This is a genomic window from Methyloceanibacter sp. wino2, assembly GCF_003071365.1.
GTDB lineage: Bacteria > Pseudomonadota > Alphaproteobacteria > Rhizobiales > Methyloligellaceae > Methyloceanibacter.
Window position 1 is genome coordinate 202,733 of the sequence record NZ_CP028960.1, and the last position, 16,710, is coordinate 219,442.

General features: G+C 63.9%; 17 protein-coding genes. 2 read left to right on the top strand and 15 right to left on the bottom strand.

Annotated features, from left to right (window positions below):
• Positions 1 to 131: 131 nt before the first annotated feature.
• The gene (trmFO, locus tag DCY11_RS01025) at positions 132 to 1,562 is read left to right on the top strand and encodes a methylenetetrahydrofolate--tRNA-(uracil(54)-C(5))-methyltransferase (FADH(2)-oxidizing) TrmFO (protein ID WP_108680741.1); all 1,431 of its coding nucleotides are present in this window, start codon (positions 132 to 134) and stop codon (positions 1,560 to 1,562) included.
• Positions 1,563 to 1,565: 3 nt separating this feature from the next.
• On the opposite strand, the gene DCY11_RS01030 is transcribed toward trmFO, so the two are convergent.
• Genes DCY11_RS01030 through yajC form a run of 4 tightly spaced genes read right to left on the bottom strand, consistent with a single transcriptional unit; the run spans position 1,566 to position 5,423 of the window.
• A complete protein-coding gene (locus DCY11_RS01030) occupies positions 1,566 to 2,381 on the bottom strand; it encodes a squalene/phytoene synthase family protein (protein ID WP_159079715.1) in 816 nt (271 codons plus the stop codon).
• Positions 2,382 to 2,433: 52 nt separating this feature from the next.
• Positions 2,434 to 3,402: a protein translocase subunit SecF gene (secF, locus tag DCY11_RS15810; protein ID WP_245409407.1), complete on the bottom strand. Its 969-nt coding sequence runs from the start codon at positions 3,400 to 3,402 to the stop codon at positions 2,434 to 2,436.
• Between the two features lie 11 nt (positions 3,403 to 3,413).
• Positions 3,414 to 5,027: a protein translocase subunit SecD gene (gene secD, locus DCY11_RS15815; protein WP_245409408.1), complete on the bottom strand. Its 1,614-nt coding sequence runs from the start codon at positions 5,025 to 5,027 to the stop codon at positions 3,414 to 3,416.
• Between the two features lie 48 nt (positions 5,028 to 5,075).
• Positions 5,076 to 5,423, bottom strand: coding sequence for a preprotein translocase subunit YajC (yajC, locus tag DCY11_RS01040; RefSeq protein ID WP_108680745.1), 348 nt, complete (start codon positions 5,421 to 5,423; stop codon positions 5,076 to 5,078).
• Positions 5,424 to 5,562: 139 nt separating this feature from the next.
• Here yajC and DCY11_RS01045 point away from each other — a divergent pair, with 139 nt between their 5' ends.
• Entirely contained in the window at positions 5,563 to 6,420 is an 858-nt protein-coding gene (locus DCY11_RS01045) for an ATP-binding protein (RefSeq protein WP_108680747.1), read from the top strand.
• A gap of 24 nt (positions 6,421 to 6,444) precedes the next feature.
• Here DCY11_RS01045 and DCY11_RS01050 read toward each other — a convergent pair whose 3' ends face one another.
• The 11 genes from DCY11_RS01050 to nagZ all read right to left on the bottom strand — a co-directional run bounded on the left by DCY11_RS01050 (position 6,445) and on the right by nagZ (position 16,661).
• The gene (locus DCY11_RS01050; RefSeq protein ID WP_245409409.1) at positions 6,445 to 7,557 is read right to left on the bottom strand and encodes a M23 family metallopeptidase; all 1,113 of its coding nucleotides are present in this window, start codon (positions 7,555 to 7,557) and stop codon (positions 6,445 to 6,447) included.
• A 153-nt stretch (positions 7,558 to 7,710) separates the two neighbouring features.
• On the bottom strand, positions 7,711 to 8,358 hold the full coding sequence (locus DCY11_RS01055) for a protein-L-isoaspartate(D-aspartate) O-methyltransferase (protein WP_108680751.1): 648 nt from the start codon (positions 8,356 to 8,358) through the stop codon (positions 7,711 to 7,713).
• A gap of 84 nt (positions 8,359 to 8,442) precedes the next feature.
• Complete coding sequence (gene surE / locus DCY11_RS01060; protein WP_108680753.1) at positions 8,443 to 9,216, bottom strand: 5'/3'-nucleotidase SurE; 774 nt, start codon at positions 9,214 to 9,216, stop codon at positions 8,443 to 8,445.
• A 47-nt stretch (positions 9,217 to 9,263) separates the two neighbouring features.
• Complete coding sequence (gene serS, locus DCY11_RS01065; RefSeq protein ID WP_108680755.1) at positions 9,264 to 10,640, bottom strand: serine--tRNA ligase; 1,377 nt, start codon at positions 10,638 to 10,640, stop codon at positions 9,264 to 9,266.
• 107 nt (positions 10,641 to 10,747) lie between these two features.
• Entirely contained in the window at positions 10,748 to 11,542 is a 795-nt protein-coding gene (gene tatC, locus DCY11_RS01070) for a twin-arginine translocase subunit TatC (RefSeq protein WP_108680757.1), read from the bottom strand.
• On the bottom strand, positions 11,539 to 11,991 hold the full coding sequence (gene tatB, locus DCY11_RS01075; protein WP_108680759.1) for a Sec-independent protein translocase protein TatB: 453 nt from the start codon (positions 11,989 to 11,991) through the stop codon (positions 11,539 to 11,541). The genes tatC and tatB overlap by 4 nt, the downstream gene beginning before the upstream one ends.
• 63 nt (positions 11,992 to 12,054) lie before the next feature.
• Positions 12,055 to 12,282, bottom strand: coding sequence for a twin-arginine translocase TatA/TatE family subunit (gene tatA / locus DCY11_RS01080; RefSeq protein ID WP_069445372.1), 228 nt, complete (start codon positions 12,280 to 12,282; stop codon positions 12,055 to 12,057).
• A 122-nt stretch (positions 12,283 to 12,404) separates the two neighbouring features.
• Entirely contained in the window at positions 12,405 to 13,532 is a 1,128-nt protein-coding gene (locus DCY11_RS01085) for an ABC transporter ATP-binding protein (RefSeq protein WP_108680761.1), read from the bottom strand.
• A gap of 76 nt (positions 13,533 to 13,608) precedes the next feature.
• Positions 13,609 to 14,334 carry an SMC-Scp complex subunit ScpB gene (scpB, locus tag DCY11_RS01090; protein WP_108683610.1) on the bottom strand — a complete coding sequence of 242 codons (726 nt, stop codon included), beginning with the start codon at positions 14,332 to 14,334 and terminating at the stop codon, positions 13,609 to 13,611.
• 423 nt (positions 14,335 to 14,757) lie between these two features.
• On the bottom strand, positions 14,758 to 15,615 hold the full coding sequence (locus DCY11_RS01095) for a ScpA family protein (protein WP_245409410.1): 858 nt from the start codon (positions 15,613 to 15,615) through the stop codon (positions 14,758 to 14,760).
• On the bottom strand, positions 15,612 to 16,661 hold the full coding sequence (gene nagZ / locus DCY11_RS01100) for a beta-N-acetylhexosaminidase (RefSeq protein ID WP_108680763.1): 1,050 nt from the start codon (positions 16,659 to 16,661) through the stop codon (positions 15,612 to 15,614). Before nagZ ends, DCY11_RS01095 begins: the two co-directional genes overlap by 4 nt.
• Between the last annotated feature and the right edge of the window lie 49 nt (positions 16,662 to 16,710).

The window sequence follows — 16,710 nt, forward strand, 5'->3', positions numbered from 1 at the left end:
AAGGTTTCCCGCCACTTCACAGGATAGATCGAATGAGCGCGAGACCGTGAACGGCCGGTCAACGCCCCGAATGGGCTGTTTTCCGCTCCAAAGCGCTTGAAACAGGGAGGCTGGCGGGACTAGCTACGCCAATGACAACAACGACGACAGAGACAGTCCATGTGATCGGCGGCGGGCTTGCGGGCAGCGAAGCGGCCTGGCAGCTCGCGAAGGCCGGTGTACCCGTCACCCTCCATGAAATGCGGCCGGAGCGTCAGACCGACGCCCACAAGACGGACGGGCTGGCCGAGCTCGTGTGCTCGAACTCCTTCCGCTCCGACGATTTCGAGGCGAACGCCGTCGGGCTCCTGCATGAGGAGATGCGCCGGTCCGGCTCCATCGTCATGGCCTCGGCGGACGCCCACAAGCTGCCGGCCGGCGGTGCGCTCGCTGTCGACCGCGACGGATTCTCGGCGGCCGTCACCGAGGCACTGGAAACCCATCCCCTCGTACAAATCGCGCGCGGCGAGATTGGCGGACTGCCGCCCGAAGCGTGGCGCAGCGTGATCGTCGCGACAGGTCCCCTTACATCGGAGCCCCTGGCAAAAGCGATCGACGCCCTGACCGGCGAAGAGGAGCTCGCCTTTTTCGATGCCATCGCCCCGATCGTGCACTTCGAGTCCATCGACATGGATGTGTGCTGGCGTCAGTCCCGCTACGACAAGGTTGGCCCCGGTGGCACGGGGGCCGACTACATCAACTGTCCCCTCGACAAGGCGCAGTACGATGCTTTCATCGCTGCGCTGCTAGCGGGCGAGAAGACGGAGTTCAAGGACTTCGAGAAGACGCCCTATTTCGAAGGCTGTCTGCCGATCGAGGTGATGGCGGAGCGCGGCGCCGACACGCTGCGCTACGGACCGCTGAAGCCGGTCGGCCTGACCAACGCCCACCGCCCGGACGAGAAGCCCTATGCGGTCATCCAACTTCGCCAAGACAACGCCCTCGGCACGCTCTGGAACATGGTCGGCTTTCAGACCAAGCTGAAATATGCCGAGCAGGTGCGCGTGTTCCGCATGATCCCGGGCCTCGAGAAAGCCGAGTTCGCGCGGCTCGGCGGTCTGCACCGCAACACGTTCCTGAACAGTCCCGTCCTGCTCGACGGCAGCTTGCGTCTCAAGGCGCGGCCGACTTTGCGCTTTGCCGGCCAAGTCACCGGGGTCGAAGGCTACGTGGAGTCCGCCGCGATCGGGCTAATCGCCGGACGTTTCGCCGCCGCCGAATGGCTGGGCCAGGCTGTGACGCCGCCGCCGCCCACGACGGCGCTGGGGGCGCTGCTGGCACACATCACCGGCGGACATTTGATCGTCGAAAGTGAGAGCGGCAGCCGCAGCTTCCAACCCATGAACGTGAACTTCGGTTTGTTTCCGCCCATCACCGTGCCGCACCAGCCCAAGACGAAAGAACCGCGCGCGGACGGTCGGCGCCAGACCAAAGCGCTCGCACGCAAGAACGCGATGTCGGCCCGCGCGCTCGCGGATTTGGAAAACTGGCTTGGCTCGGCGAGTTCGGTCGCCGCGGAGTAATTCCTATCGTGCGCGCATGAGACGCCACAGGCGTGTGAGCGGATTGATGCGCGCGATGTCGTGCAGCGGGTCTTTCACCTTCGCCAGCGCTTTGAGGTAAGGCTCCACGAGGGCGAGCGGCAGATACGCCGTCTGCCCTGCCGCGTCGAGGCCCGTCCCTTTCATGCCTTCGCCATGTAGGTGAAAATACGCCTCGCGCAGTGCGGCGTGCGCCTCCTCCCGCATGTCCGCTAGGAGCGCGATCAGCCCGGGCGTTGTGTTGCCCGCGAAGATGTCGGCGGGTGTCGTGCCCGCTTTCTCCAGCGCATCAGCGGCAAGATAGGTCCGCCCCTTGGCGGCCAGCGCCGGGAGGCTGCGCATCACCCGCACCCGCCCATAGGCCTGGCCTGCGGCTTGCGCGATGACACTCTGGTTCTCCCCTTCCGCGCCGACGATCTCCGCGGCAAGGGCGAAAAGCCCTCCTGTCGTATCGAAGAGGTAGGCGTCCAGGGTGCGCGTGTCGGGCATGACGGTTTCGCCAATATCGAAACTGCGCGCATCGATCAGCCCGGCGATCCGTTCCCGCGACAGGTCGCGCCGCGCGAGAACATCGCCGAAAGCGTCCGCCACGGGATGGCCTGTCGTCTCGCCTGCTTCGGCGCGCTCGAGCGCATCGCGCCACCATTGCAGCCGAATAGCCCCGAGGCCGGGTTCGCTGACCTGCTCGGCGATGCGGGCCAGTTCACCGTTGAGTGCAAACAGGGCGAAGAGATCGTCCCGCACTGGCGATGGCGCGAACAGCGCGGCGATGGCGCGGTCGGGATCGGCTTGACGGGCCATCCGTTGGACCGTTGCTTCTCGCTCCCGCTCCTTCACATCATGGCCTCAAAGCTTATGCGCGGGCCGTGGCCTCTGCGTCGCCCTTCTCCGCCTTGCCCTTGGCCGAGCTGGGGCTTCCGGAGAACGCTTCGCGCTGCACGCCGAGAATGAGCTGCATGGGCGATGCGACGAAGATCGACGAATAGGCGCCAACGACGATGCCGAAGCACATGGCGACGGCGAACCCGTAGATCGCCTCGCCGCCGAAGAACAAGAACGGCAGCATGGCGAGCAGCGTGGTGACGTGGGTGAGAATGGCACGCGACAGCATCTCGTTGATCGAGCGGTCGAGCAACTCTACGAGCGGCATGCGCTTGTACTTCCGCAGGTTCTCGCGGATCCGGTCGAAGATGACGACCTTGTCGTTCAGCGAGTAACCGATGATGGTGAGGATCGCCGCGATACTCGAGACGTTGAACTCGAGCTGCAGCAGCGCGTATAGGCCGATCGTAGCGGTGACGTCGTGCACCAGCGAAGCGATAGCGGCGACCGCGAACTGCCATTCGAACCGGAACCACACATAAATCAGGATGCCGATCATCGCGACGACGACAGCGAGCGTGCCGCCGGCGATCAGCTCGGACGAAATCGTCGGCCCCACGATTTCGGTCCGGCGATAAGTGACGCTGTCTCCCAGCGCCTCCTTGACCTTCGCGATCGAAGCTTGCTGCTCTTCCTCGGTCGGCTGGGAAGCGATGCGGATCAGCACTTCGTCGGGCGCGCCGAACTCCTGAATCTGAACTTCGCCTAGCCCGAGATCGCTGATCTTTCCGCGGATATCGGCAAGCTGTGCCGGATTCTCCTTGGTCTTCACCTCGATCAGCGTGCCGCCTTGGAAGTCGATGCCCATGTTGAGCCCGACGGTCGCGACCAGCACGAGAGGCACGACCGTGAGAAAGGCGGAAACGAACCAAGTGATCGCACGTTGACTGACGAAATCGATCTTGGTGTCGGGCGGAACGAGTGTGATGCCGCGAAACATGAGTGCTTCCTCTAAAGCGGGAGTTCTTTGGGCCGCTTCCAGCGCAGCCAAGCCGCAACCAGCATGCGTGTCACCGTTACGGCGGTGAACATCGATGCGAGAATGCCGATCGTGAGCGTCACGGCAAAACCGCGAACGGGGCCGGAGCCGAGCCAGAACAGCACGAGCACCGCGATCAGCGTCGTGACGTTCGAGTCGATGATGGCGATGAGCGCGCGCGAGTAGCCTGAATCGACGGCGGCAATCGGAGACTTCCCTGCCCGGATCTCTTCGCGGATGCGCTCGTTGATGAGCACGTTCGCATCGACCGCGATACCGATCACAAGCACGATGCCCGCGATACCGGGCAACGTCAGGGTCGCGCCCATGAGCGACAGTACGGCGAAGATCAGCGCCACGTTCACCAGCAGGGCGATATTGGCGAAGGCGCCGAACAGCCCGTAGGCGGCGAACATGAACAGCACGACCAGAAGCATGCCGGCGATGGCGGCCTTCTGGCCGCTATTGATGGAGTCGGCGCCAAGGCTCGCGCCCACGGTCCGCTCTTCGATCACGCTCAGCTTAGCCGGCAGCGCGCCCGAGCGCAGCAGAACCGACAAATCGTTCGCTTCCTGGACCGTGAAGTTGCCGCTGATCTGGCCCGAACCGCCCAAGATAGGCTCACGGATGACGGGAGCGGAGATGACCTTGTTATCGAGGACGATGGCGAAAGGCAGGCCCACGTTGTCCTGGGTCGCGCGGCCAAAGCGCTTCGCGCCCGCCGCATCGAACCGGAAATTCACGACGGGCTCGCCGTTACGGGCATCGAAGCCTGGTTGGGAATCGACGAGACTTTCGCCGCTTACCAGGACGCGGTCCTTCAGCACGTACGGGATCGGCGGCTCGTCCTCGGAATAGAGCAGCTCATCGCCCGGCGGGACCTTCTTGGTCATGGCGATCTCCGCCGCGTTCACGGAAGGATCGACGAGCTTGAATTCGAGCTTACCGGTCTCGCCGATGAGGCCCTTGAGGCGCTGTACGTCCGAGACGCCCGGCACCTGAACGAGGATACGGTCCCGCCCTTCCCGCTGGATGCTGGGCTCGGTCGTCCCGAACGCGTCCACGCGGCGGCGGATGGTCTCGATCGAGGCCTGGATCGCCGAGCTGATGCGCTCGTTCAAGCCGACTTCCGTAGCCGTCAGCGTGATCTGGTCGCCGCTCTTCGCGATGTCCATGTCGTTGCCGGAGAAGCCGCCGAACACGTCGTTGCCGACCGGCGCCACGAGCTTCCTCAGTTCGGTGTAGGCCTTGTCGACATCCTCTGGCTTGCGGATCCGGACCGAGACCGACCGATCCGCGGAATTCATGTCGAGATCGATGTAGCCGATCCGATTGCTGCGCAGCGTCTCACGCACATCGCCGCGGATCGTATCGAGCCAATCGTCCACGAGTTCCGTCTCGTCGATGCGGTAGAGCAGATGCGCGCCACCTTGGAGATCGAGGCCAAGATTGACCTGCTTCTGGGGAACCCAGCTAGGCAGGCCCTGCAAAGCGGAAGACGGGAACAGGTTGGGAGCTGCGAAGATGAAGCCGGCGAGCACAATGGCGCCGACGAGTATCACCTTCCATTTTTGGAAATGCAGCATAGCCGGATTTGTAACTCCAGGTCAGTCGACGGTTCTTTGCTTCGGGCTCTACTCGGCCGTCTTGGATTCGGATTTGGCCGGGGTCGCAGCATCCCCCTTGCCGCGCACTTCGGAGATCGACGTCCGTAGGACCTTGATCCGAACGCCGTCAGCCACCTCGACCTGCAACTCGGCCTCGTCGGCCTTGGTGACCTTGCCAATGATTCCACCGGACGTCACGACCGTATCGCCCCGGCGGAGCGCCTCGATCATCGCCCGATGTTCCTTCATCCGCTTCTGCTGCGGCCGGATCATCAGGAAATACATGATGCCGATGATGAGAATGGTCGGGATGAGCAGGCTGTTGAGAGCCTCCAAACCGCCTCCACCCGCCTGCGCATAGGCAAAACCACTCATTGCTCGTCTCTCCCGGTTGGCTTAAGGATGGCCGGAATTGGCCGATTTGGCGTGTCTCGCAAGCGTTTATGCGAGCAGGCTCCAGCGCGCGATTGTGCGCGACTATACTGAGCTTGCCCGCCTTTGCAACGGTGCCCTTATGAACTTTCAGGAACCGATTTCGGGGGTTTTGGAGCGTCTCGCGCGCGCCCTGGAGCGGCTGGGACCGGCCGCGCCCGCCGACCCGGATTTCTCTCAGGCGGGCGCTTTTCTGTTTCAGGCGGAATCTGCCAGTTTTGTCCCGGTTCCCGCGGTCAATTTCGTGCCGCTGCCGCTTCTCAAAGGCGTCGATCGCAACAAGGACCTGTTGTTCGCAAACACGGAACGCTTCGCGCGCGGGCTGCCCGCCAACAACGCGCTCCTCTGGGGCGCCCGTGGCATGGGCAAGAGCTCTCTGATCAAGGCCACCCATGCGGCCCTGAATCAAACGCACCCGAATCTGAAGCTGATCGAAATCCATCGGGAGGACATCGCCGCCCTGCCCCGGGTCCTTGGCCTTTTGCGCGCCGCGCCCGACGACCGCTTCATCCTGTTTTGCGACGACCTCTCCTTTGAGGCCGTCGACAACTCCTACAAGTCGCTGAAAGCGGTGCTCGAAGGCGGCATCGAAGGGCGCCCCGCCAATGTGGTGCTCTACGCCACATCGAACCGGCGTCACCTGATGCCGCGCGAGATGATGGAGAACGAATCCTCCACCGCCATCAATCCGGGTGAAGCCGTGGAAGAGAAGGTCTCGCTCTCGGACCGTTTCGGTCTGTGGATCGGCTTTCACCACTGCAGCCAGGACGACTATCTCGCCATGGTTCGCGGCTACGCGGACCATTACGGGCTCGAGGCGCCCGACCTCGACATCAACCGCGAGGCCTTGGAGTGGGCGGCAACGCGCGGCAGCCGCTCGGGCCGCGTCGCGTGGCAGTTCATTCAGGATTTGGCGGGACGCCTTGGCAAGACCCTGTAGACAAGACGCTGTAGCGCAGCCGCTCTAGTCGGCCTGGGCCGCCATGCTGCTCATATACTGGGTCGGGTCGACGGGACGCGAGCCTTTGCGCAGTTCGAAGTGAACCTGCGGCTGGCTGGCGGTACCGCTGGTCCCCGCCTTGGCGATCACTTGGCCACGCGAAACCTTGTCGCCGCGCTTCACCAAAAGCTGCTCGTTGTTGGCGTAGGCCGAAACCCAGTTGTTGGCGTGGCGCACCAGGACGAGGTTGCCGTAGCCCTTCAGCTCGCTCCCCGAATAGGCCACGACACCGTTCTCGGCCGCTTTCACGGGCGTGCCTTGCGGCACCGAGATGTCGACGCCGTCATTGTGCCCGCCGTCGGGCTTGGTGCCGAAGCCGGAGACGATGCGTCCCTTGACGGGCCAGCGGAAGCTGTTGCCGGACAGTGGCTCCGGCGTCGGAAGCTGGCCGTTGCTTGTCACGCTTGTTCCGGCGGCCGCCGGAGCGGTCTGCGGTGCAGGGCCGTCCGCCGGTGCCGAGATCGTGGTCGTACTGACTTTGCGCGTCGCAGGCATAGCCGGCATCGCCGGAACGGCCGGCACGTTCGAGGTTTGAGCAGTTGGCGCGGGCGGCGGCGCGACGGGCGCCGGTTGTGCAACCGGAGCCACGGGTGTGCTCGACGCGGTCCGCGTCGCCCCGGCCATATTCGCGCCGGGCATGACGAGAACCTGCCCCGGCCTCAACCGGGCATCGGCGAGATTGTTCGCAGACTGAATCGTTCCGATCGGAACGCCGTAGCGTTGTGACAGGCTCGAGAGCGTATCGCCCTGCTGCACGGTCACGCGCGGACCGGAGGCATAGGACGCGCTCGGCGCAGCCGGCGCCGGGCTGGACTGTGAACCGTAATAGCGGGTCTGGCTCGGCGTGTAAGCGGCCGTGCGCTGCGGCGCGGGCGCATTGTAGCCGCCCTGCTGGTAGCCGCCCTGGGGCGGTATGGATGACGTGGTCGAGTAGTCGACGGTGTTGGGATCGCCCATGCCGAGCATGGGATAGTTGAAGCGGGTAGAGTCGTCGCTGCAGCCCGCGACGCCAATCGTCGTCCCCAGCGCCACAACGGCGCACGAAATCCCCCGGACCAAATCCGGCCTATATGCCACGCGCATACTTCGCTGGCCCCCACGCAATACTCGATGGGTTCAGTTAAGCCCCTGGCCAGTAAACAAGGCTTTAAGGAGCCGCGCGCCGGCACGCGAAAGTTTGGTCTCGCACCGCATCGGCCGGCTGCGCAACACGCGCTTCACGCGGCAGATCTAGTCGCGCTTCACGCGTCCATGCACCAAGGGCACGAAGCGCACGGGCAGAAGCGGCGTCTCGACGAGGCCCTCGGCAGTCTTGTCGATCTGTACCAGTTGCTGCGTGTCGCGGTTCTCACCGAGCGGAATGATCATCCGGCCACCGTCCTTGAGCTGGTCGAGCAAAGCGGCGGGCGCATCGAGCGCGGCGGCGGTGACAATGATGCGGTCGAACGGCGCCTGCGGCGGCCAGCCGAGCCAGCCGTCGCCGATGATCGTGGTGACGTTGGTGATCTTCAGCTCGGCGAGCCGCGCCTCGGCCACCTTCTGCAATTCGCGCCAGCGCTCGACGGTGTAAACCCGGCGGCAAAGCTGTGACAGGATCGCCGCCTGATAGCCCGACCCGGTACCGACCTCGAGCACCTTCTGGGTCGGATTGAGATCCAGCTTCTCGGTCATGAACGCGACCACGAAGGGCTGCGAAATCGTCTGGCCGCACTCGATGGGAAGGGCGATGTCCTGATAGGCGTGCTCGGAAAACGCCTCGTCCACGAACAGCTCGCGCGGTATACGCTCGATGGCGCGCAGGACGTCGGCGTCGCGGATGCCGCGCCGGCGGAGCTGCATGATCAGCCCGATTTGATTTTGCGCGTCCGTGTCCAGCATCCATCTCCTGAGCGGATGGGGTTTTCGGGCGATATCGGCCGATTCTCCCCTTCTTGAGTAAGGACTAACACGACCAGATGAGGACTATTTATCCTTTTCTTCCAAGACGGAAGCCAGATCCGAGAGAGCGCCGTGGTCGGTGAAGTCGAGGCACAGCGGCGTGACGGAAATTAGGTTGGAGCGAACCGCCCACAGGTCCGAGCCCTTCGGCGGGTTGGGACCGCGCTTGGCGATCCCGATCCAGTAATAGGCCTTGCCGCGCGTATCCATGCGGTCGTCGATATCGAGCAACGCGGTATCGCGGAATCCTTGCACGGTCACCGCGACCCCCTTCACCTGATTGGGCGAGCAATCCGGGAAATTCACGTTGATCACCGAGCCCGTGGGCCAGCCCGCGTCGAGCAGCTTCCGGACGAGCCCAGCGCCGTGGACCATGGGCGTATCCCAGGGCGGCACGCCGTGATCGTAATTGCTGATCGCCTGGCTCATGGCGATGGACGGGATGCCCAGCAGCGAGCCCTCGATGGCCCCGGCCACAGTGCCGGAATAGTTCACATCGTCGGCGAGGTTCTGACCGCGATTGACACCGGACAGCACGAGATCGGGCGGCTGATCCTTCAGGAGATAGCGCACGCCCATGATCACGCAGTCGGTCGGCGTGCCCTTGACCGCATAGCGGCGCTTGCCGAGCTCGCGCATGCGTAAAGGTTCGGCGAGGGTCAGCGAGTGGGACGCACCGCTATTGTCCGTCTCGGGCGCGACCACCCAGACATCGTCCGTGAGGTCCGTGGCGATCTTCTCCAGCACGTCGAGACCAGCCGCTTCGATGCCATCGTCGTTGGTAATCAGGATGCGCATTCTTCGAGTCGTTTCCGGTGCTTTGCCCGCCTTGCTGGGAGTTTGATTCACGCCGGTGCTTCGATCTTGGTGAGCCCGCCCATGTAAGGCCGCAGGACGTCCGGCACACGGACGCTGCCGTCGGCTTCCTGGTAGTTCTCCAGCACGGCGATGAGCGCGCGGCCCACGGCCACGCCGGAGCCGTTCAGCGTATGCACGAGGCGTGGCGATTTGGAGTCGGTGGGCCGATAACGGGCGTTCATACGGCGCGCCTGGAAGTCACCGCACACCGAGCAGGAGGAGATCTCGCGGTACATGTCCTGCCCCGGCAGCCAGACTTCGATGTCGTAGGTCTTCTGGGCGGAAAAGCCCATGTCGCCGGTCGACAGCACCATCACCCGATAGGGTAGCCCGAGTTTCTGCAACACGGTCTCGGCGCACTTGGTCATGCGCTCATGCTCTTCAGCCGATTGTTCGGGCGTTGTCACCGAGACCAGTTCGACCTTGGTGAACTGATGCTGGCGGATCATGCCGCGTGTATCGCGCCCCGCCGCGCCCGCCTCGGCGCGGAAGCATGGCGTACCAGCCGTCACGCGCATGGGAAGCTTCGCTTCGTCGGTGATCTCCTCGCGTGCGAGATTGGTGAGCGGCACTTCGGCGGTCGGGATGAGCCAACGTCGGCTACCAGACTGGACGAGAGCCTGTCTTACTACTTCAGCGGAACCAATTGAGTCAGCACCGCCTAACATCCCGTCGAGATTTGCCACAGCCTCGAACTGATCGTCAGCAAACTTCGGTAGCTGCGCGGTGCCGAACATGGTGTCGTCGCGGACGAGCAGCGGCGGGTTCACTTCCGTGTAGCCGTGCTGATCCGTGTGCAGGTCCAGCATGAACTGGGAGAGTGCACGCTCGAGCCGGGCGAGCGGTCCCTTCAAGACCACGAAGCGCGACCCGGAGAGCTTGGCCGCTGTCTCGAAATCCATGAAGCCGAGCGCCTCGCCGATCTCGAAGTGCTGCTTGGGTGCGAAGTCGAAGCTCGGAAGCTCCCCGACCTTGCGCAGTTCGACATTGGCGTCCTCGTCGGGCCCGACTGGCACGTCTTCGGCCGGCATGTTGGGAATGCCCGCCAAGAGATCGCGTAGGGCCTGGTCCTGGGCGCGTTCGTCCTCCTCGCCTTGTCGGATCGTCTCCTTGAGCCCCGCCACCTCGTCCATAAGACGCTGAGCTTCGGCCTCGTTCTTGTCCTTCTTGGCCTTGCCGATGTCCTTGGAGACCGCGTTGCGGCGCGCCTGCAGATCCTGCAATTGCTGAATCGTTTCGCGGCGTTGCGAATCGAGGGTCAGAATCTGATTCAAAATCTCGGCGGGCGCGGGAGTGAAAAACCGCTTCTCAAGCCCGGCGACGAAGGCGTCGGGGTTCTCGCGTATCCATTTGACGTCAAGCACGGGTGAAGTCTCTTTCAAGTGGTCGGCGCGTTCGAAGGTTCCGCCCCCGTATAAGGCCCCTGTCCTGCCTTGTCAGCCGGACTTATGGCTAGCGAGGAGCTCGCGCCTCAAGATGACGGTGCCGTGGATGCCGCCTCGGCCGCCGTTCGCTTCTTCTCCACCATGCGTACGCAGAAGATCGAGATCTCGTAGAGAAGCAGCGTCGGCACCGCCAGGGCCACCTGACTGACCGGATCCGGCGGGGTCAACACCGCGGCCGCGACGAACACGCCGAGAATGGCATGACGCCGGTAGCGTTTGAGCGTGTCGGAGCCGACGAGCCCGGCCCGCGCCAGCAGCGTCAGCAGGACCGGCAGCTGGAAGCAGATGCCGAAACCGATGATCAGCATCATGATCAGGGACAGGTACTCGCTGACCTTCGCGGTCAGCAGGATCTGCACGCCGTCGTCGCCGGTCTCCTGCATTGACAGGAAGAATGTCATGGCGAGCGGCATGGCCACGAAATAGACGAGCGCGGCGCCAATCAGGAACAGGATGGGCGTCGCGACCAGGAACGGCAGAAATGCCTTGCGCTCGCTGCGGTACAGGCCCGGTGCCACGAACATATAGAGTTGAGAAGCAATCACCGGGAAGGCGATGAAAATCGCCCCGAACAGGGCCAGCTTGACCTGGGTGAAGAAGAATTCCTGCGGCGCCGTGTAGATAAGCTCGATGGGCGCATCGACGCCCGCGGCCCAGCGATACGGCCACAGCAGCAGATTGTAGATGGGCTTAGCGAACCAGAAGCAGACTAGAAACGCGACGAAGGTCGCGGCAAGCGCCCATAAGAGCCGCCGTCTCAGCTCGATCAGATGATCGATCAGCGGCGCCTTGCTCTCGTTGATGTCGTCTTCGTCGCTCACGGCTTGGACTCGCCGCTATCGTCGGCCTTCGCGGCCTTCTTGGCTGCACGCGGCTTTTTCTTGGCAGGCGCCTTCTTCTTCGCCGGCGCTTTCTTCGCAGTCGTTTCCTTCGCCGGCGGTTCGGGGAGCGCCGGTTCTTCAGGCGGTGTGACGAAATCGGTTTCGGCGGGCGCCGAAGGCCCCGTCATCAACGGTTTGCCGATCGGCTGATTGAGGTCCGGTGCCGGGCCCATATTGGCGCGGATCGCCTCGAGGTTCTTCCGGACTTCGTCGGCTTCGCTCTCGGCGATGGCCTCGTTGAACTGGCGCTGGAAATCAGCGGCCGCCCGCCGCGCCTTGCCGACATAGAAACCGACCGTGCGCATGAGCTTGGGGAGGTCCTTCGGGCCGACCACCACGATCGCCACGATGGCGACCACCAACAGTTCAGACCATCCAATGTCCAGCATGGGCTTGATAAACGTGTCGCGACGGCGCGCTCGGACCGGTCCGGCCTCACGAAAGCGCCGCGGCTAGCTCGATTTCTGCTTATCCGTCTCGTGCGCCTTCGACGGCGGCACCGGGCTCTCGTGTTGGATAACCTTCGCGTCCTCGGCATCCTTGTCTTCGTCGGCAAGTCCCGACTTGAAGCTCTTGATGCCCTTCGCGACGTCGCCCATCAGATCGGAGATCTTGCCCCGGCCGAAAAGCAGCACGAACAGAAGCAGGACAATCAGAATCTGCCACCAACTTGGTCCCATATCGACCTCCGTGGCCGTCTCCTGGTGCGGAGATCACGCCATACGTTTCAACGATTTGGCCGCACTATGGCAGCAAAGAACCCCGCACCGCAAGCAGCGGCCCGGGGGCCCGAATTGGGCTCTTAGTCGTCCTGCGAAGCGAAGATCAGCACCGCGCTTTCGTCGACACCGACGCCAATTTCCGTGCCGCGCGCAGGCATGTCCGCCTCACGCACGCGTACGAGGACAGGCGCGGCGACGCCATCTACGGCGATCTCCAGCAGTCCCACATCGCCGAGGAAGCGCGAATCCAGCACGCGCCCCGGCGTTCCTTGGCCCGGCTCCAGCAGGCGAATACCTCCCTGCCGCACGCACACGATCACGCTCGTGCCGTCGTCGAAGCCCGGCGCCGCAAAGGTGCCGAGCGGCGTTTCGGCCCGTTCCCCTTGGACGCGCGACGGCAACTCGTTCAGGTCCGAGAACGTGCGGGCTGCGAAAATGTCCTTGGGCGCGCGGTACAGGTCCAGCGGCGGCCCCATCTGCACGACATGACCGTCGCGCATCAGGGCGATGACGTCTCCCATGCGCATGGCTTCTTCCGCGTCATGGGTGACGACGATGCAGGTCGCGCGCGATTCCCGCACGATTGCCAAGGTCTCTTCGCGCATGCTCTCGCGCAATTGCGAGTCCAGGCCGGAGAACGGCTCATCCATGAGGATCACGCCCGGACGCGGGGCAATGGCGCGAGCGAGCGCCACGCGCTGCTGCTGACCGCCCGACAGGATGTGCGGATACTCGTTTTCGTAATGGGCAAGACCGACGCGCTCGAGGGCCGCGTGCGCCTCCACCTTTGCTTCCTGCTTCGTCAACGCGCGCAGGCCGAACGCCACGTTTTCCAGGATCGTGAGATGCGGAAACAGGGCGAAGTCCTGGAACATCAGCCCCACGCCGCGCTTCTCGGGCGGCACGAAGCGATTGGGCCCCGCCACTTCTTCGCCTTCGAGACGAATGGCGCCGCTGCTTGGCGCTTCAACGCCGGCGATAATCCGAAGCAGCGTTGTCTTGCCGCAGCCCGACGGTCCGAGCAGACAGAGGATCTTGCTCGGCTCTACTTCGAGCGTGACATCCTTGAGCGCGAAGGATTGGTCGTAGCGGCGGGAGACATGGTCGACTTCGAGACGTGACGCGAAGGTGACCGCGGCTTTCCCCCGTCCGGTCCGGAGCGCGCCGTTGGCGCCGCCCCCTGCCCGGGCCTTGAATACATTGAGCATCGCAATGGTCTACGCGACCGGAAGGCCGATAGGCAACGCTTCAATGCAGCGCTGCGGCGTCACGGACAAGCGTCGCCTAGTCGTTCTGCGTCTCGGTCTCGGCGGGTTCGTCCTCTGCGAGAACGTCGTCGTCGTTGACGCCGAGCGGCTCCTCGCCCTCCTCGTCCTCGAGCGGATCCTCGTCCTCACGCAGTTCGGCGGCATCGTCGGGGCTCGGCATCGAAAATCCAGGCGGCAGGTTCGAATCCAGAAGGCCTGCTCCTTTGAGCTCCCGTAGTCCCGGAAGGTCTTGGATCTGCTCGAAGCCGAAATGCTCCAGGAAGTCGTCAGTAGTGCCGTAGGTCACAGGCCGGCCCGGCGCGCGCCGGCGCCCCCTGAGCTTGACCCACCCGGTCTCCAGGAGCACGTCCAGCGTGCCCTTGGACGTCGAGACGCCGCGAATTTCTTCGATTTCGGCCCGCGTGACGGGCTGGTGGTAGGCGATGATCGCCAAGGTCTCCAGCGCCGCGCGCGACAGACGCCGCTGCGCCACGGCCTGGCGTTCCAGGAGATAGGAAAGGTCGTCGGCCGTCCGGAAGGCCCACTTGCCGGCCACGCGAACGAGATTGACGCCCCGCCCCGCATAGAGGCCCTGGAGTTCTTCCAGGAGCGCCTGAACGTCCTCTTCGGCTCCAAAGTGGAGAGCCAGTTCCTTCTCTTTCAGGGGCTCCTTGGCCGCGAACAGAAGGGCCTCCATGATGCGCAGCTTCTCCCGCCGATCGGCCGACGGCAGCGCCATCACGTTGGACGGCAGCGGCAGCATCGGCGCATCCGCGCCCTGCTCATCCCTTTCCGCCGTCACGTCAGTTACCCTTTCCGCTTGCTTTGCAGACATTTGCGCCCCCGCGCCTTTTGTTATCACCGTCTTTTTCGCCTCCAAGTGCGACACATTCGTGGGATCTGCCCCCACCGTTTTCAAAACCTCGTCGAATTGCTGGAGCGTCGCTTCGCTCTCGCCAAGGGTGTGCGCGAAATCCGAAAGCCCGTTCAGGACCTCCGCGAGCGTGGGTGACGCCTGCTTCGCGGCAATTGGCCGTGAGCCCTCCCGCTTGATCCGAGAAGACTTCGATGGCGACAATTTGGGCTTCGACATAGCGCACCCCTTCGCGATTTTGAATTCCGTCGACGCTAACCCTCGCTACTCAGACTTGACCAACTCAACCGAACGGCACCGATCCGCCGTTCCCTAACCTGCTTCGCCCCGCCGGCGCACCAGGAGCGGTGCAAACGACTTTGCCTGGCGGATTTCCAGCGCCCCCTCGCGTGTCATCTCGAGGGTCGCCGTAAAACTCGATGCGAGCGCCGTGCGCCTGATTTCAGGCTCGACCAGGAATTCCGCCAGGATCTGATCGAGCGGCGCCCAGTCGCAGGCCATACCTAGGAGACGTTCCAGTTCGTCGCGCGCTTCCTTCAAAGACCAGACCGTCCGCTTCTCCATATGCAGCGTCCGCACCGCGTTCCGCTGGCGCTGCTGTGCGTAGGCCTTCAGGAGGTCGTAGACATTGGCGTCGTAGACGCTGGTGCGCGTCACGCGGATAGGCTCGGGCTCGCCGCGCGGAAACACATCCCGGCCAAGGCGCTTGCGGGTCATCAACTGCGCGGCCTTATCCCGCATCGCGTCGAGGCGCTGCAGCCGGAAGGCGAGCATCGCCGCGAGTTCCTCGCCCGAAAGTTCGTCCTCGTTCGACGGCTCAGGCGGGAGAAGCAGTTTGGACTTCAGGAACGTCAGCCACGCGGCCATCACCAGATAGTCCGCAGCCAGTTCGAGACGCAGGCGTTTGGCCTCCTCGATGAATTCGAGATATTGCCGGGCGAGATCGAGAACGGAAATCTTGGCGATGTCCACTTTCTGCGTGCGCGCCATGGCCAGAAGCAGGTCGAGCGGCCCCTCGAAGCCCTCCACGTCCACGCGGAGCTTCTCGTCCTCGTCCGTGTCCTGCTCGGCGAATTCCCAGTTGGCAGCATCGGCGGCAACGGCCGGATGCGTCTCTTCCGGTCCACCGCCGGGCCCTTCCATCTGATCCTTCTCGCCGTCTTCGGTCATACCTGCTCCGTCGGATCGGCACCCACTTCTGCAACGCGTATCGCGGCGGCTTCGTTCACCAGGGCCATCGCCTCGGCTTCGTCGAAGGGTTCCGGGTCGTATAGGCACGCGAACGCATTCTCGAACCGCTCGAGCGACTCTCCGGCGAGCTCCGGTGCCGCACCGGCAACATCGACCATCTCATCGAACTTGCCGCTGCAGTGGAGCGCCACGTCGCATCCGGCTTCGATCACCGCATGGGTCAGCTCTCCGGGCGTACCCGAGAGCGCCTTCATGCAGATGTCGTCGGTCATGATCAAACCGGTAAGTCCCAATTGATCGCGAATCACTTCCTTCATTATAGCCGGAGACAGCGTCGCGGGGTTCCGCTCGTCATAGGCGGGCAACAGGACATGGGCGGTCATGGCCAAGGGGGCGTCCTGCAGTTCCCGGAACGGCAGGAAGTCCACGGCCTCCAGTTCCTCGCGCGAAACATCTATATGGGGCAGTGACTTATGGCTGTCGGCTAAAGCCCGTCCGTGGCCTGGCACATGCTTGATGACCGGCAAGACACCGCCGGCAAGCATGCCGTTCATGACGGCCCGGCCCAAAACCGCGACGGTCTGCGGATCTGTGGAAAAGGCTCTGTCGCCAATGATGTCGTGGGCGCCCGGATGGCGCACGTCGATGCAGGGCGTGCAGTCCACGTTGATGCCTAAGTCGTGGAGTTCCGCCGCCATCAAGCGCGCCGCCGCAAAAGCCGCACGGCGTCCCGCAAGTTCGTCTTTCGCACAGAGATCGCCGAAGACCTGTGCGGGCGGCATCTCCCGCCAATATGGCGGCCGCAGGCGCTGGACTCGCCCGCCCTCCTGATCGATCAGAACGAGGACGTCCTCCGTCCCGACCGCCTCCTTGAAGTCGGCGACGAGTGCCTGGACCTGGCCAGGGTTTTCGACATTCCGTCTGAACAGAATGAGACCGCAGGGGCGTTCCGCCGCGAAGAGATCGCGCTCGGCGGCCGTCAGGGCCGTGGTCGCGCACCCCGAGATGAAAGCTTTGAATGCCATGCTCCGGGGCTAGCCCCAGGACGTGTCACGGTCAAGCAGTCTGTGGGTG

Coding starts and splice junctions, on each gene's coding strand:
- trmFO (WP_108680741.1), top strand. CDS start 132: ATGACAACAACGACGACAGAGACAGTCCATGTGATCGGCGGCGGGCTT.
- DCY11_RS01030 (WP_159079715.1), bottom strand. CDS start 2,381: ATGGCCCGTCAAGCCGATCCCGACCGCGCCATCGCCGCGCTGTTCGCG.
- secF (WP_245409407.1), bottom strand. CDS start 3,402: ATGTTTCGCGGCATCACACTCGTTCCGCCCGACACCAAGATCGATTTC.
- secD (WP_245409408.1), bottom strand. CDS start 5,027: ATGCTGCATTTCCAAAAATGGAAGGTGATACTCGTCGGCGCCATTGTG.
- yajC (WP_108680745.1), bottom strand. CDS start 5,423: ATGAGTGGTTTTGCCTATGCGCAGGCGGGTGGAGGCGGTTTGGAGGCT.
- DCY11_RS01045 (WP_108680747.1), top strand. CDS start 5,563: ATGAACTTTCAGGAACCGATTTCGGGGGTTTTGGAGCGTCTCGCGCGC.
- DCY11_RS01055 (WP_108680751.1), bottom strand. CDS start 8,358: ATGCTGGACACGGACGCGCAAAATCAAATCGGGCTGATCATGCAGCTC.
- surE (WP_108680753.1), bottom strand. CDS start 9,216: ATGCGCATCCTGATTACCAACGACGATGGCATCGAAGCGGCTGGTCTC.
- tatB (WP_108680759.1), bottom strand. CDS start 11,991: ATGCTGGACATTGGATGGTCTGAACTGTTGGTGGTCGCCATCGTGGCG.
- tatA (WP_069445372.1), bottom strand. CDS start 12,282: ATGGGACCAAGTTGGTGGCAGATTCTGATTGTCCTGCTTCTGTTCGTG.
- DCY11_RS01085 (WP_108680761.1), bottom strand. CDS start 13,532: ATGCTCAATGTATTCAAGGCCCGGGCAGGGGGCGGCGCCAACGGCGCG.
- scpB (WP_108683610.1), bottom strand. CDS start 14,334: ATGCTGCCGCTGCCGTCCAACGTGATGGCGCTGCCGTCGGCCGATCGG.
- DCY11_RS01095 (WP_245409410.1), bottom strand. CDS start 15,615: ATGACCGAAGACGGCGAGAAGGATCAGATGGAAGGGCCCGGCGGTGGA.
- nagZ (WP_108680763.1), bottom strand. CDS start 16,661: ATGGCATTCAAAGCTTTCATCTCGGGGTGCGCGACCACGGCCCTGACG.